Source organism: Marinobacter sp. HL-58 (assembly GCF_001314605.1).
Lineage (GTDB): Bacteria > Pseudomonadota > Gammaproteobacteria > Pseudomonadales > Oleiphilaceae > Marinobacter.
Genome location: NZ_LIHP01000007.1, coordinates 12,671 through 27,617, shown reverse-complemented (window position 1 = coordinate 27,617; position 14,947 = coordinate 12,671). Strand labels below are relative to the sequence as shown.

The following is a 14,947-nucleotide window of genomic DNA, read 5'->3' as shown; positions in this document are numbered from 1 at the left end:
TACCGCCCGCTTACATCCCGGACTTTTTCTGGTCCCATAGAATTTCCTCACCCCCGTTGCGCCTGGCCAGGCCGCGCGCAAACACAAACAACAGGTCGGATAACCGGTTCAGGTAATGCCGGGAATCGGTATTGATGGAATCCTCGTGGCTCAGCGCCACTACCACCCGCTCGGCACGACGGCAAACAGCACGGGCCATGTGGCACTGGGCCGCGGCCGGAGATCCACCGGGCAGTACAAAATTTTTCAGCGGCGGCAGGTCCTCATTGTGGGCGTCCAGGGTCTGCTCCAGCCACTGGATATGGTTGTCGCCGATAACCTTGCTGCCGGGGATGGCAAACTCACCACCCAGATCAAACAGGTGATGCTGGATGCGACGCAGGCTCTCCACCAGTTCGTCATCGCTGTCCAGGCACTCAATCAGCAACCCGATGTGGCAGTTCAGTTCGTCAGCCGTACCCATGGCCTCGACCCGCTGGGCATTCTTGGCGATGCGATTACCATCGGCAAGACCGGTTGAACCGTCGTCTCCGGTACGTGTGTAGATTTTGGAAAGGCGATTGCCCATCAGGATGCTCCCGGTCTGGTGTGATTGGATGGTTCCCCGGCCTTTGTATCTGCCGACAGTTGTTGTACCTGTTGCGTGAGCATTTGGTTCACCGTGACCCTGATTCCCCGTGCCTGGCCCTGTCGTGCGATATAACCGTTAATAAAATCAATTTCGGTGGTCCGCCCCTGTTGCCGGTCGCTCAGCATGGACGATGTATTGTTTGCCGTGTTGCGGGCGACGGCTTCTATACGCTGGCGAATGGCGTGAGGCGCCAGCGGCTGGCAGTCCTCGGCATTCATGACCGCCGCTATTTCTTCGCACAGGTTGTCTATATGTTCCAGATAGAACCGGTGATTCAGGATATCCCCGTTTCGGCAATTGAGAATGGCGGTAAAGGCATTGATGCCAGCGTTGACCAGCAGCTTGTCCCAGAGCCTCTGGTGGATGTCTGCTTCCGGATGCACAGTCAGCCCGCTGGCAGCCAGGGTGTTCACCACCTGGCGCAGCAGAGGGGTGGCGCTGTCTGTCAGGGCTCCGACCCAGGTTTCACCTTTGCCGGCGTGGACGGTATAACCGGGTTCCGGGCGATTGGCCCCTTCGGTGGTGCTGGCAGCCAGCACAGGTTGCCGTGGCCAACGTTCTGCGACGGACTGCTGGCTGCCCATGCCATTCTGGAACAGCACTATCGGCGCGCCTTGAGGAAGGTCGGGCAGGTGGGGTTCCAGTGCGCTGAGGGTATCACCGGCCTTGGTGGTGACCAGTAAAAGCGAAGGAGGGGCTGCTGCGACGGACAGCCAGGGCACGGACACAGGCCGGACAGAACCATCGAATCGCTCAAGCCTGTAAGCCAATGATGCACCGGGTTCTTTTTCAGGAGTGGGGCGAGGTACAAAAGCCACGCTGCCGGCCGGCAGGTAGCCGGCCCAGAGCTGGCCGAGGGAACCGGCCCCGAGAATGGCAATGGAGCCACTGCCGGGTAGCTGCTGGTTCGCCCCGAGCCCGTTCATGATTTACATGGCCTCGATGGCAGCCCGCTGCTCGCTGAGACGGTTCATGCTGCCCCGGGCATCCCGGAGTTTGTCTTTCTCCTTTTCCACCACTTCGGCTGGTGCCTTGGCGGTGAATTTTTCATTGCCCAGCTTGCCTTCCAGCCGGCCTATTTCTTTCTGCAGCCGCTCCAGCTCCTTGTCGAGGCGTTTGAGTTCGGCGTCCTTGTCGATCAGACCGGCCATGGGCACCAGTACTTCCATCTCGCCAACCAGCTGGGTGGCAGACATGGGAGCTTCGCCCCCGGTAAACCATTCCACGCTGTCCAGCTTGGCCAGTGATGCCAGGAACTGGCGATTCTCGTCCAGCCGGCGGCTGTCTTCCGGGTCTTTCCCGCGGAGCAGCACCGGGATGGCCTTTGCCGGGGAAATGTTCATTTCGCCACGGATATTCCGTACCGCAACAATCACACCTTTCAACCACTCGATATCGGCGGCAACGGCGGCATCCTGCTTCCCGGTATCTGGCTCGGGGAAGGGCTGCAGCATGATGCTGTCGCCAGTCTTGCCGGCCAGTGGCGCGATGCGCTGCCAGATTTCCTCGGTAATAAACGGCATGATCGGGTGCGCAAGCCGCAGCACCGCTTCCAGAACGCGTACCAGAGTACGGCGGGTGCCACGCTTGGCCTCTGCGCTGGCGCTTTCATCGTTCAGGACTGGTTTGGACAGCTCCAGATACCAGTCGCAGTATTCGTTCCAGATAAACTCGTACAGGGCGTAGGCGGCCAGATCGAAACGATACTGGTCCAGGTGGCGGATCACGTCCTGCTCGCAGGTTTGCAGTTCGCTGATGATCCAGCGGTCTGCCAGGGACAGCGCCACCGGCTCGTCGTTAACACCGCAATCCTCACCTTCGGTGTTCATCAACACATACCGGGCCGCGTTCCAAAGCTTGTTGCAGAAGTTGCGGTAACCTTCCAGGCGCTTCATGTCCCAGTTGATGTCACGGCCGGTGGTGGCCATGGCGGCCAGGGTGAAGCGCAGGGCGTCAGTGCCGTGGGCGGTAATGCCTTCCGGGAATTCCTTCTTGGTGCGTTTGGCGATTTTCTCGGCCAGCTTGGGCTGCATCAGGTTGCCGGTACGCTTTTCCAGCAGGTCATTCAGCTCAATACCGTCGATCATATCCAGAGGGTCAATGACGTTGCCCTTGGACTTGGACATCTTGTCGCCATGCTCATCGCGGATCAGGCCGGTCACGTACACGGTCTTGAAGGGCACCTGCGGGGTGCCATCCTCGTTCTTCATGAAATGCATGGTCATCATGATCATCCGGGCAACCCAGAAGAAGATGATGTCAAAACCGGTCACCAGCACATCGGTGGGGTGGAAGGTTTTCAGGCGATCGGTGATTTCCGGCCAGCCCAGGGTGCCGAAAGTCCAGAGGGCAGAGCTGAACCAGGTATCCAGAGCGTCGTCGTCCTGGTTCAGTTCCAGATCGGCGGTCAGGTTGTGTTTCTGGCGTACTTCTTCTTCGCTACGGCCCACATAAATGTTGCCGTCTGCGTCGTACCAGGCGGGAATGCGGTGGCCCCACCAGAGCTGGCGCGAGATGCACCAGTCCTGGATGTCGCGCATCCAGGCGAAATACATGTTCTCGTACTGCTTGGGCACAAACTGGATACGACCGTCTTCCACCGCTTCAATGGCCGGCTTTGCCAGGGTTTTGGCATCTGCAAACCATTGATCGGTCAGCATGGGCTCAATGATCAGGCCGGAACGGTCACCACGGGGCACGCTCAACACGTGGTCTTCCACTTCTTCAACCAGGCCTTCTGCGTCCATGTCCGACACAATCCGTTTGCGGGCTTCCTCACGGGTGAGCCCGGCGTAGGCGGCAGGCAGGCTGCCGTCCACATCTGTGTTCTCGCTGCCGTCGGGGTTGACCACTTCGGCTACATCACGGATGCAGGCATCCTGGGTCATGACATTGATCATTACCAGGTTGTTGCGCTTGCCCACGGCGTAGTCGTTAAAGTCATGGGCCGGGGTGATTTTGACGCAGCCGCTGCCTTTCTCGGGATCGGCATGGGTATCGGCAACAATGGGAATACGGCGGCCTACCAGGGGCAGGTCCACGAACTTGCCCACCAGATGCTGGTAACGCTCGTCGTCCGGGTGAACGGCCACAGCGGTGTCCCCGAGCATGGTTTCGGGGCGAGTGGTGGCGACAACAAGGTAGTTCTTGCCATCCTTTGTTTTCTCGCCGTCCGCCAATGGATAACGCAGGTGCCAGAAAAAGCCCTTTTCTTCCTTGTTCTCCACTTCCAGATCGGAAATGGCGGTGTGCAGCTTCGGGTCCCAGTTGACCAGGCGCTTGCCACGGTAGACCAGGCCTTCATCGTACAGGCGGATGAATACTTCCTGAACGGCCTTGTAAAAGCCGTCGTCCATGGTGAAGCGTTCATGGTCCCAGTCCACGGAGTTGCCCAGACGACGCATCTGGCCGGTGATTGTTCCGCCGGAGTGCTCCTTCCAGTCCCAGATACGCTTGATGAACTCTTCCCGTCCCAGGTCGTAGCGGGTCTTGTCTTCTTCGGCCGCCAGTTTACGCTCGACCACCATTTGCGTGGCGATGCCGGCGTGGTCACTGCCTACCTGCCAGAGGGTGTTGCGGCCCTGCATGCGCTTGAAGCGGGTGAGCGTGTCCATGATGGTGTGCTGGAACGCGTGGCCCATGTGCAGGCTGCCGGTGACATTGGGTGGCGGGATGGCGATGCTGAATGATTCGCCTTCGCCCCCTTCCGCCTTTTCTGAACGGGGGCGGAAGTACCCTTTGGATTCCCAGTTTTCGTACCACTGGCGCTCGATGTTTTCTGGCTGGTAGGTTTTTTCCATGGGTTTCTTCTGGTGACCGTTTGGTTGATTCACAAGGGAAATTTGAGACGCTCGATTATACATGCTCCCTTGGGTTGCGGCGAACTCTGGGGGAGGGGTACGGGGGTAGTTTGAATTTCAGGCGGGAAAAGAACTCGCTGCGCTCAGACACCTTTTCTCGCCTGAAATTCAAACCACCCCCATACCCTTATTTACTCCGAGTTATCTCGACTTTGTTCAATGGTGTTACTTGGGTTTGATTTCCAGTTTGTTTTACAAATCGCAGTTTCCAGACAAAACAGAGACAGACCCTGCACTGCCCTGGAGATATCGGCCAGGCCCATAAGAGTGGGGTGGTGGTGTTATTTCCCGCCAGGAAAAGGTGTCTGAGCGAAGCGAGTTCTTTTCCCAAGGGAAATAACACCACCACCCCGCTCCTCCCCCAAGCCGACAGTCCTACAAAAGGCCCAAAAACTCACCGCTTCCGCAAATCATGCACCCGAGGCTCAATCCCCAGCGCACGCAGCTGCTTGAAGTGAGATCGTGCCTGTGCCAGAACCGCCTCGTCATTATGGGCAACCAGCGCCAGCCGTTTGAACCGGTCCGCATCCGCCGGCAAGGTAGCCGAGAGGATGATAACGGTATCCCAGTCCTCGGCTACCGGTGGGCAAAGCAGTATACCGACCGGATCAGTACAGGTGGTGGCGGAGTCCGGGACGATGCCGTGGGGAATAAAGGCTTCCGGACTGAAGTTCCAGAGCAGGTCGTCCAGTTCCTGGGCGTGTTGCATGGTGTCGCAGACGATGCCCACGCGGTCACCCTGCTGCCGGGCTTTGGCCACCAGTTTGGCGGCGTGGAGATTGCGGGCAGCAGGGGTGTTCTGGGCGAGGATGTGGAACCAGTAGGACTGGTTCCGGTCATCCCGGGCGCCGGCATTACTTTCCGGCATGGGACATCAGGTAGTCGACCAGCATGGGTACCGGGCGGCCGGTGGAGCCTTTGGCCTTGCCGGAGTTCCAGGCGGTGCCGGCGATGTCCAGATGGGCCCAGCGGTAGTCCTTGGCAAACCGCGACAGGAAGCACGCTGCCGTGATGGTACCGGCAGGGCGGCCGCCGATGTTCTGCATGTCGGCGAAGTTGCTGTCGAGCTGGCTCTGGTATTCGTCCCACAGGGGCAGGCGCCAGGCGCGGTCGCCCGAGCGCTCGCCGGCAGCGAGAAGCTCGTTGGCCAGCTCGTCGTTGTTGCTCAGCAGGCCAGTGGCGTGGCTGCCCAGGGCGATGATGCAGGCGCCGGTCAACGTGGCCATGTCCACCACCACTTCCGGATCGAATTTCTTGACATAGGTGAGGGCGTCGCACAGTACCAGGCGGCCTTCGGCATCGGTGTTGAGAATCTCGATGGTCTGGCCGGACATGGAGGTGACGATGTCCCCCGGGCGCGTGGCAGTGCCGCTGGGCATGTTCTCGGCGGCGGCGATCACAGCCACCACATTGATCTTCGGTTTTGTCTCAGCGATGGTTTTCATGGCGCCGAACACGGCGGCTGCGCCACCCATGTCGTACTTCATTTCATCCATGCCTTCGCCGGGCTTGAGGCTGATGCCGCCGGTATCGAAGGTGATGCCTTTGCCGACGAGCACATAGGGCTTGTCCTTCGCCTTACCGCCGCGGTATTCCATCACGATCAGCTTGGCAGGCTGGGCACTGCCGGCGGAAACCGAGAGCAGGCTGTGCATGCCCAGTTTTTTCATCTGCTTCTCGTCAAGCACTTCGGTCTTGATGACGTCGTTGTCTTTCGCCAGTTGCTCTGCCTGTTCGGCCAGCCAGGTGGGGTGGCAGATGTTTGGCGGGGTGTTGCCCAGATCACGGGTGAAGTTCATGCCGCGGCCGGTGGCCAGGCCCAGATTGAAGGCATCTTTCAGTGCCTTGCCGGCGGATGAGGCGGCAACCGTGACCTTCGCGAGTTTGCGGTCTGATGGTTTCTCGCTCTTGAATTCGTTGAAGCGGTAGAGCTGTTCTTCCAGAGTACGGCCGATGAGATTCAGGCGAGCCGCTTCGGAACCGGTGGCGTCGTCGCCGGTGACAACGGTGTCAGCCAGACCAACCAGGACATGTTTTGACGGACCATCCTTGACCTGGCCGGCCATGGCGATCAGGGCCTTGCGATAGTTGGCGGGGGTGCGGTCTTTGTCGGCGCCGGTGCCTACCACCAGCAGGCGAGCCCAGGGCTGGCCGTCCAGCGGAACCAGTAGGGTGGTTGCGTTTTTACCGGTGGCGTCCCCGTTCTTGTGCAGGGTCTTGATCAGTCCGCCCAGGGCCTCGTTGGCCTGTGTGGTGGAGGCGGGCCAGTCGCCTTTCTCCGGCAGGGCAACAACAAGGCAATCCGCTTTGATATCCGAAATGGGCTTACTGCTCAGGGTAAAATTCATGGCAACTCCCGTTGGTTATTCCGATTGAGGACAGCACCGTCCGGTTTGCTGCCCGGATGCCTATAGCATTGGGGTTTGGGTGCAAATTATCAAGCGCTGACAGTTCGTTAACGCCTTTGTTAAACCTGTGGTCTGTCATTCGGCCCCAAGGTTACTTAGAATACGGCGAATCCTGATTTCCACCGATTCCGGTCGTATCCGGTTCTGAGAGACCGATTTGAGCATCGTTTTCCGCTACCTCACCCGCCAGGTCATTGTCAGCATGCTTGCCGTGTCCGGCATTCTGTTGATGGTGTTCATGAGCGGCCGGTTTATAAAGTACCTGGCGGATGCAGCCGCGGGCGACCTGGCGGGCGATGTGCTGTTCCAGATCATGGCCTATCGTTTTCCCGGCTTTCTGGAACTGATTCTTCCTCTTGGCTTTTTCATTGGCATTCTGCTCGCATACGGGCGCATGTACCTGGAAAGCGAAATGACGGTACTGTTCGCCTGTGGCCTCAGTGACAAGCAGTTGCTGGGTAAGACCCTGATCGGCAGTATTCCCGTGATGCTGGTAGTGGGGGCTATGAGCCTCTATGTATCGCCATGGGGCATGAAGCAGGTGGAAGGCATCTTCAACGAACAGCGCCAGGCCACGGAATTTGAAATGCTGGCGCCCGGGCGTTTCCAGTCCCTGTCCTCCGGAGGGCGCGTGACCTACACCGAAGGTCTGAGCGATGACAAGCGCCGGCTTGAGGGGGTGTTCATCGCCGAATACAACCAGAATGGCAAAGGCCTGTCGATTATTACTGCCCGTGAGGGTTCCCAGCTTATCGATGATGATACCGGCAGCCGGTTTCTTGTGCTTGAGGAAGGTGCGAGGTTTGAAGGCATGCCGGGGCGGCTGGATTACGATGTGACAGGATTCGACGCCTATGGCCTGAAAATCCGCAGTGGCAACGCCGGCGAAAAAGAGCTGGAGGAGGGGGTAAGCACCTCGGATCTGATGGCATCGGACAACCCGGAGGACCGGGCAATGCTGCACTGGCGATTCACGTTGCCATTGATTGTGCCCATCGTAACCCTGCTGGCTGTGCGGCTCAGCCGTGTGAACCCGCGCCAGGGGCGGTTCTTCCACCTGCTACCGGCAATGCTGGTTTATATCACCTATCTTGGCCTGCTGATCGTGGCCCGTGACGCCCTCGAAAACGGGAAAGTACCGGAGTGGGTCGGCCTGCTCTGGGTTCACGCCATTTTCCTCGTGCTTGGGCTGTGGCTGCAGTTCGGTCCCGCATGGCTGTACCGGCGCCGCCTGATTCGGGAGGGCCGCAACCTTGCGTAGGATTGACCGTTACGTAATGAGCACGGTGGGCGGCGCCATGTTCCTGGTGATGCTGGTGGTGCTGTCCCTGGACCTGATTTTCGCATTTATCGCCGAACTGGACGACGCGGAAAATGATTACCAGACGCTGCAGGCCCTGGTGTATGTCTTCATGACGCTGCCCCGCCGGATCTACGACTATCTGCCCCTTGGGGCGTTCATGGGGTGCCTGGTGGGGCTGGGCGCAATGGCGAGCTCCTCTGAGCTGACGGTGATCCGTGCCGCCGGAGTTTCACTGAAGCGCATAGTCTGGTCGGCCATGAAGCCGGCACTGGTGATTGTGCTGATCGGCGTGCTGATTGGTGAATACGTTGCACCCCCGGCGGAACGGATGGCCCAGAGCCAGAAAGCAATTGCCCAGGGTGCGGGTGAGAATGTTGCCTCGGCATCCGGTATCTGGCACCGGGAAGGTGAGGTGTTCATGCACCTTAACGCTGTTCAGCCCGACGGCGTCATTCGCGGTGTGTCGTTATTTCGTTTTGACGATGAGCGTTGGCTGGTTTCGGTTACCTATGCCGAACGGGGCATTTACCAGGGAGACCACTGGTTACTGGAAAATGTGACCACAACCACCCTGAGTGACGACAAGACTTCCCAGGAAAAACAACGGGCGTTGCGCTGGGAAACCGGCCTGTCGCCGGATGTGCTCAGTGTGCTCATCGTCAAGCCGGAAGATCTCTCCATTTCGGGCCTGTATACCTACGCAACGTATCTCGGGGAACAGGGGTTGAGCGCTGCGACATACTGGCTGGCATTCTGGAAGAAGGTCCTGATGCCGCTGGGTACAGCGGTGATGGTGCTGGTGGCGATATCGTTCGTGTTTGGCCCGCTGAGATCTGTGACCATGGGGTTCCGGGTGTTTACCGGCCTGATCGTGGGGCTGTTGTTCAAGTATATGCAGGATCTGCTGGGGCCCATGAGCCTGGTTTTCGGTTTCAATCCGGTACTGGCCATCATTCTGCCGATTGCCATCAACGCTGTGGTGGGGGCGGTGCTGATGCGACGGGCCGGTTAGCTCTTCTTTTTCGGTTCTTTGGGCACCGATGCGACGATACTGCCGGAGGCACGGTCTGTCAGGGAAAGCCCGTTGATGGGATAAAAAAGCGCGATAATGGCCGGAATGGTGATAAACAGCGTGGCGGCGTTCAGGTAATAGGCGCCCAGCAATGCAACGAAGAGAATCGCAGCGGCGGCCACGTAACGTTTCAGGGCCTGGGTCCAGGACACGGAGGTGCCGTCGAGGTTCTCAATGCGGATACGCCACACCTGCATGCCCAGCGTCTGGCCATTCCTGGTCCAGAAATAACCGAAGAACAGGTACAGTGCCAGGAACAATACAAAGGTGAGTATCGGGTCGGCACCCAGGGTGCCGGCCTCGGCCATTTCCTCGTACTCTTCCCAGCCGGTTATCCAGCCTGCCACAAGAGTATACGCCCAGGTGGTCACCAGCAGCACTGCAACACTGATCAGGGAGTCGTAGATTACAGCCATGAGACGCTTGATGAATGGGGCAGGGGGTAACAATTCCTCAGCGGAATGAAAGCGGCGGGGCATGGCGTCTCCTGTGATGTTTCACGTTTTTCCTGTTCTCGGCGTGTGCTAGAGTAGCGGATTTGCACGCGCATGTAAGTATGTGTCTTCAAACGTGGACCCGCACGGGTTTATACAAGGGTATCAAAGGGCTATGAAAACCGCAGAGTTGCGACAGGCGTTTCTCGATTACTTCAGGCAGCAGGGCCATACCATCGTACCGAGCAGTTCACTGGTTCCGGCGGACGACCCGACCCTGTTGTTTACGAACGCGGGAATGAACCAGTTCAAGGACGTGTTCCTTGGCCGGGAAGAGCGCGACTACACCCGGGCCACCACCTCGCAGAAATGTGTCCGGGCGGGTGGCAAGCATAACGATCTGGAAAACGTGGGGTACACCGCGCGTCACCACACTTTTTTCGAGATGCTGGGCAACTTCAGCTTCGGTGACTACTTCAAACGCGAAGCCATCAATTATGCCTGGACCTTCCTGACCGGTGACGACTGGCTGAAACTGCCGAAAGAAAAGCTCTGGGTGACCGTTTATGCCTCCGACGACGAGGCTTTCGATATCTGGAACAAGGAGATCAGTGTTCCCGCAGAGCGCATTGTGCGTATTGGCGACAACAAGGGTGCCCCCTACGCATCTGACAATTTCTGGCAAATGGGCGATACCGGCCCTTGCGGACCGTGCACTGAAATATTCTACGATCACGGCCCGGATGTAGCCGGTGGTCCTCCTGGCAGCCCGGAAGAAGACGGTGACCGCTACATCGAGATCTGGAACGTGGTCTTCATGCAGTACAACCGCCAGGCCGATGGAGAAATGCTGCCACTGCCCAAGCCCTCCGTGGACACCGGCATGGGCCTTGAGCGCATCACCGCAGTGCTGCAGGGCGTGCACAGCAACTATGAAATCGACCTGATGCAGGACCTGCTCAAGGCCGCTTCCGATATTCTGGGTGGTGTCGATACCACCGAGGCCTCGCTCCGGGTTGTGGCAGACCATATCCGCTCCTGTGCCTTCCTGATTGCCGACGGCGTGATGCCGTCCAACGAGGGCCGTGGCTTTGTGCTGCGTCGCATCATTCGCCGGGCTGCCCGCCACGGCAACAAGCTGGGTGCTACCCAGCCGTTCTTCTACAAGCTGACAGGCGCACTGGTTGAGCTGATGGGCGATGCCTATCCGCAACTGGTCAGCAGCCGCAAGCAGATCGAAAAGGTCCTCCTGCAGGAGGAAGAGCAGTTCGCAAAGACTCTGGACAAGGGGCTGCGCCTGCTGGAGCAGGATATTGCCGAACTGAAAGGTTCCGAAATTCCGGGCGAAACCATCTTCACCCTTTACGATACATACGGTTTCCCGGTGGACCTGACCAACGACATCGCCCGCGAGCGCGGCCTGACGCTGGACTACGAAGGCTATGAAAAAGCCATGGAAGAGCAGCGCGAGCGCGCCCGTGCCGCCAGCAAGTTCGGTATGGATTACAACGCCGCAGGCCTGAACATCAAGGGGGCCACCGAGTTCACCGGTTACGAACACATCGACGGCCACGAAACCATCCGCACCGTGATCGTGGATGGCAGGGAGGCGAATGCCCAGGCAGGCGATGAGGCGGTCGTGGTGCTGGAGCGTACGCCGTTCTATGCCGAATCCGGCGGGCAGGTTGGTGATACCGGCCTGCTGACCTGGAGCGGCGGCCGTTTCAAGGTGACGGACACCCAGAAGGAAGGCAGCAACCATCTCCACATCGGCACTGTGATTGAAGGTGAGTTGTTCCCGGGCCTGGAAGTGGACGCGCGCATCGACCATGCCCGCCGCGAGCGGACCAAAAAGAACCACTCGGCAACGCACCTGATGCATGCCGCGCTCCGCAAAGTGCTGGGTGAGCATGTGTCCCAGAAAGGTTCGTTGGTGGACCCTGACAAACTGCGTTTCGACTTTTCCCACTTCGAACCGGTGACACCGGAACAGTTGCGGGAAATCGAGCGCCAGGTGAATGAGCAGATCCTGGACAACACCCCGGTACAGACCGAAATTACCGATATGGAAAGGGCCCAGGCCAAGGGCGCCATTGCCCTGTTTGGCGAGAAATACGGTGATACCGTCAGGGTTCTGAGCATGGGGTCTGATGATTACTCCGTGGAGCTGTGTGGTGGTACTCACGTGGCTCGGACAGGGGATATCGGCCTGTTCCGGATTACCTCGGAAAGTGGCATTTCTTCCGGGGTTCGCCGCATCGAGGCGGTGACCGGTATGGGTGCCCTTGAGTGGGTTGAAGAAACCGAGCAGACCCTGCGGGAAGTGGCAAAACTGGTCAAAGGCTCCCGTGAGTCGGTGGTGGAGAAGGTTCAGCAAACCCTGGATCGTAACCGGCAGCTCGAGAAAGACGTCAACGCCCTCAAGGCAAAACTGGCAAGTTCAGCCGGGACGGACCTGGCCGGTTCCGCAGTCGAAGTGGCCGGCCTCAAGGTGGTTGCCTCTGAAATGGAAGGGGCTGACCGCAAGGCATTGATGGAAACCGCCGACCAGCTCAAGAACAAGCTGGGCGAGGGTGTTGTGGTGTTGGCCAGTGTTGAGGATGGCAAGGTTACGCTGGTTGCCGGTGTAACCAAGTCGGCTACCGGCAAGATCAAGGCCGGCGATCTTATGAAGCATCTGGCGGCACAGGTTGATGGCAAGGGCGGCGGTCGTCCGGATATGGCCCAGGGCGGAGGTAATGATCCCTCCAGACTGGCTGAAGCCCTTGCCGGTGTGCCGGCCTGGGTTGAAAAAAATATTGCTTAGGTAACTGTTTCCAATTCGGGCAGGCGTTTATAATCCTGCCCGTTTGACCATCTGAGGCGGGGCTTTGCCCTGCCATTTGTTTACGCTTGGTATCGGGAAAATAATGGCGCTCTTGGTTCAGAAATTTGGTGGTACTTCGGTAGGCACCACCGAGCGGATTGAAGCGGTTGCGGAAAAAGTCAGCCGTTTTCGTAAAGAAGGTCATGACGTGGTGGTTGTGGTATCTGCCATGAGTGGTGAGACCAATCGCCTGATCGGGCTGGCCAACGAAATCATGGAAGAACCCACGCCCCGGGAGATGGATGTACTGGTCTCCACAGGTGAGCAGGTCACGATTGCCCTGTTGTCCATGGCGCTGCAGAAGCGTGGCTGCGATGCCCGTTCCTATACCGGTGCCCAGGTGCGGATTCTGACAGACAGCAGCCATACCAAGGCGCGCATCCGGCAGATTGATGAACAGCGCATGAGGGAAGATCTCGATGCCGGCCGCGTGGTGGTGGTTGCAGGCTTTCAGGGCATCGACGAGAACGGCAGCATCACCACCCTGGGCCGTGGCGGGTCGGATACCACTGCCGTTGCCCTGGCCGCCGCATTGAAGGCTGATGAATGTCAGATCTACACTGATGTGGACGGTGTCTACACCACTGACCCGAGGGTCGTCGACAGTGCGCGCCGGCTCGAGCGGATTACCTTTGAAGAAATGATCGAGATGGCCAGCCTGGGCTCGAAGGTTCTTCAGATTCGCGCGGTGGAGTTTGCAGGTAAATACAATGTTCCTTTAAGGGTTCTTTCCAGCTTCCAGGAAGGTGAAGGTACCCTGATTACTCTTGAGGATGAAAGCGCCATGGAACAACCGGTTGTCTCCGGCATAGCCTTTAACCGTGATGAAGCCAAGCTGACGATTTCCGGTGTGCCTGATACACCGGGCAGTGCGTTGCGTATACTGCAACCGGTCAGTGATGCCAATATTGAAGTCGACATGATTGTTCAGAACGTCGGCGCAGATAACCGCACTGATTTCACCTTCACCGTCCATCGCAATGATTTCAAGCGGGCCCAGACTGTTTTGCAGAGGGTGTCTGAGGAACTGGGAGCCAGGGAAGTCAGTGGTGACAGCAAGATCGCCAAGGTCAGCATTGTGGGTGTGGGCATGCGTTCACATGCCGGTGTTGCAACTAAAATGTTTGCGGCGCTGTCCAACGAGGGTATCAATATTCTCATGATCTCCACGTCCGAGATTAAAATCTCAGTGGTGATTGACGAAAAATATCTTGAGCTGGCGGTTCGGGCACTTCATAGTGCATTCGAGCTGGACAAGCCCGGGATAGAGGAAGCCTGATCATTGGTGGATCTATACGCCGTTTGGCCAGGCTTTCTGTAAAAAGGGAATCATATGCAGGCTTATGCCTTCCGGAGTGCGTATAAGTGATTATGCGTCCTCGGTGCAGCAAGTGATCCCATTATAAAAGTAAGCAGTATACATTTGTCGGAACAGGTAGCTCTGGATAAGGGAGTAAAGGACATGTTGATTTTGACCCGCCGTGTTGGCGAAACCCTGATGGTCGGTGACGACATCACCGTTACCGTACTTGGGGTAAAGGGGAATCAGGTACGAATTGGTGTAAATGCGCCGAAAGAGGTGGCAGTACACCGTGAAGAAATCTATCAGCGTATTCAGAGCGAGAAAGGTTCTGAAGAGCCGGAACCCGGCAACAGCTGAAAGTGAGAAAAAGCCGTTCGAGGGAAACCCGAACGGCTTTTTTGTACCGGCACGAGGGCGGTTTGAAAAAACTCGTGTCAACCCTATGAAATCAGAAAAATTATGGTAGTATACGCCCCGTTCTCAAGGAGAGGTGGGTGAGTGGCTGAAACCAGCTCCCTGCTAAGGAGCCATACGCATTGCGCGTATCGAGGGTTCGAATCCCTCCCTCTCCGCCATTCTTTTCGGAGAAGAAAGAGAACGGTTTAAATCGAGAAGTAGCGACGCGCGGCTGTAGCTCAGCTGGATAGAGTACCTGGCTACGAACCAGGCGGTCGGAGGTTCGAATCCTCCCAGCCGCGCCATTTATTAAGCACATGTCATCGTGCACCCGTTAACTGCGACAAGCTCGTAGTTGGATGGGATTTGAACCGAAAGAGGTTCGACCGAAGCACACGAAGTGTGCTGAGGAACGTCGGAGCAAAGCGACGACGACCCCGAAGGGGTGAGGGCCACAGGCCCGAATAATCCTCCCAGTAGCCTGACTGCCAGGCTGGCGGGGGATACAGATTTCCAAGCGGCTGTAGCTCAGCTGGATAGAGTACCTGGCTACGAACCAGGCGGTCGGAGGTTCGAATCCTCCCAGCCGCGCCATATCAAACAAAGAACCCCGCCAACGAGCGGGGTTTTTTGTTTGCAGATCTCGGAGTTTGAAAGGATTTGAACCGAAAGAG

The 14,947-nt window shown here is 58.0% G+C and carries 11 protein-coding genes and 3 tRNA genes; 8 read left to right on the top strand and 6 right to left on the bottom strand.

The genetic code is table 11. From position 1 onward, the window contains the following. Positions 1-10: 10 nt before the first annotated feature. From HLUCCO03_RS06310 to HLUCCO03_RS06290, 5 genes are all read right to left on the bottom strand, one after another. Entirely contained in the window at positions 11-568 is a 558-nt protein-coding gene (locus HLUCCO03_RS06310) for a cob(I)yrinic acid a,c-diamide adenosyltransferase (RefSeq protein ID WP_027831682.1), read from the bottom strand. After that, positions 568-1,557 (bottom strand): 2-dehydropantoate 2-reductase, encoded by a 990-nt coding sequence (locus tag HLUCCO03_RS06305; RefSeq protein ID WP_051603829.1) that lies wholly within the window; start codon positions 1,555-1,557, stop codon positions 568-570. Before HLUCCO03_RS06305 ends, HLUCCO03_RS06310 begins: the two co-directional genes overlap by 1 nt. A 3-nt stretch (positions 1,558-1,560) precedes the next feature. Continuing rightward, complete coding sequence (locus HLUCCO03_RS06300; protein ID WP_027831683.1) at positions 1,561-4,431, bottom strand: valine--tRNA ligase; 2,871 nt, start codon at positions 4,429-4,431, stop codon at positions 1,561-1,563. Between the two features lie 454 nt (positions 4,432-4,885). Continuing rightward, positions 4,886-5,359, bottom strand: coding sequence for a DNA polymerase III subunit chi (locus tag HLUCCO03_RS06295; protein WP_027831684.1), 474 nt, complete (start codon positions 5,357-5,359; stop codon positions 4,886-4,888). Next, the gene (locus HLUCCO03_RS06290) at positions 5,346-6,839 is read right to left on the bottom strand and encodes a leucyl aminopeptidase (RefSeq protein ID WP_027831685.1); all 1,494 of its coding nucleotides are present in this window, start codon (positions 6,837-6,839) and stop codon (positions 5,346-5,348) included. Before HLUCCO03_RS06290 ends, HLUCCO03_RS06295 begins: the two co-directional genes overlap by 14 nt. 217 nt (positions 6,840-7,056) lie before the next feature. On the opposite strand from HLUCCO03_RS06290, the gene lptF reads away from it, so the two are divergent. Both lptF and lptG read left to right on the top strand, forming a co-directional pair. Next, the gene (lptF, locus tag HLUCCO03_RS06285; protein ID WP_027831686.1) at positions 7,057-8,160 is read left to right on the top strand and encodes an LPS export ABC transporter permease LptF; all 1,104 of its coding nucleotides are present in this window, start codon (positions 7,057-7,059) and stop codon (positions 8,158-8,160) included. After that, positions 8,153-9,214, top strand: coding sequence for an LPS export ABC transporter permease LptG (gene lptG, locus HLUCCO03_RS06280; RefSeq protein ID WP_027831687.1), 1,062 nt, complete (start codon positions 8,153-8,155; stop codon positions 9,212-9,214). Before lptF ends, lptG begins: the two co-directional genes overlap by 8 nt. Here lptG and HLUCCO03_RS06275 read toward each other — a convergent pair. Next, positions 9,211-9,753 carry an RDD family protein gene (locus HLUCCO03_RS06275; protein WP_027831688.1) on the bottom strand — a complete coding sequence of 181 codons (543 nt, stop codon included), beginning with the start codon at positions 9,751-9,753 and terminating at the stop codon, positions 9,211-9,213. The genes lptG and HLUCCO03_RS06275 overlap by 4 nt on opposite strands. Before the next feature lie 130 nt (positions 9,754-9,883). On the opposite strand from HLUCCO03_RS06275, the gene alaS reads away from it, so the two are divergent. From alaS to HLUCCO03_RS06245, 6 genes are all read left to right on the top strand, one after another. Then, positions 9,884-12,514 carry an alanine--tRNA ligase gene (gene alaS, locus HLUCCO03_RS06270; RefSeq protein ID WP_027831689.1) on the top strand — a complete coding sequence of 877 codons (2,631 nt, stop codon included), beginning with the start codon at positions 9,884-9,886 and terminating at the stop codon, positions 12,512-12,514. Between the two features lie 103 nt (positions 12,515-12,617). Continuing rightward, positions 12,618-13,853 carry an aspartate kinase gene (locus HLUCCO03_RS06265; RefSeq protein ID WP_027831690.1) on the top strand — a complete coding sequence of 412 codons (1,236 nt, stop codon included), beginning with the start codon at positions 12,618-12,620 and terminating at the stop codon, positions 13,851-13,853. A gap of 183 nt (positions 13,854-14,036) precedes the next feature. Beyond that, positions 14,037-14,234 (top strand): carbon storage regulator CsrA, encoded by a 198-nt coding sequence (gene csrA / locus HLUCCO03_RS06260; protein ID WP_008172808.1) that lies wholly within the window; start codon positions 14,037-14,039, stop codon positions 14,232-14,234. A 127-nt stretch (positions 14,235-14,361) separates the two neighbouring features. Beyond that, positions 14,362-14,452: transfer RNA gene (locus tag HLUCCO03_RS06255), tRNA-Ser, on the top strand. A gap of 49 nt (positions 14,453-14,501) precedes the next feature. Then, positions 14,502-14,578: transfer RNA gene (locus tag HLUCCO03_RS06250), tRNA-Arg, on the top strand. Between the two features lie 212 nt (positions 14,579-14,790). Then, positions 14,791-14,867 (top strand) — tRNA-Arg (locus HLUCCO03_RS06245). The last annotated feature ends 80 nt before the right edge of the window (positions 14,868-14,947 follow it).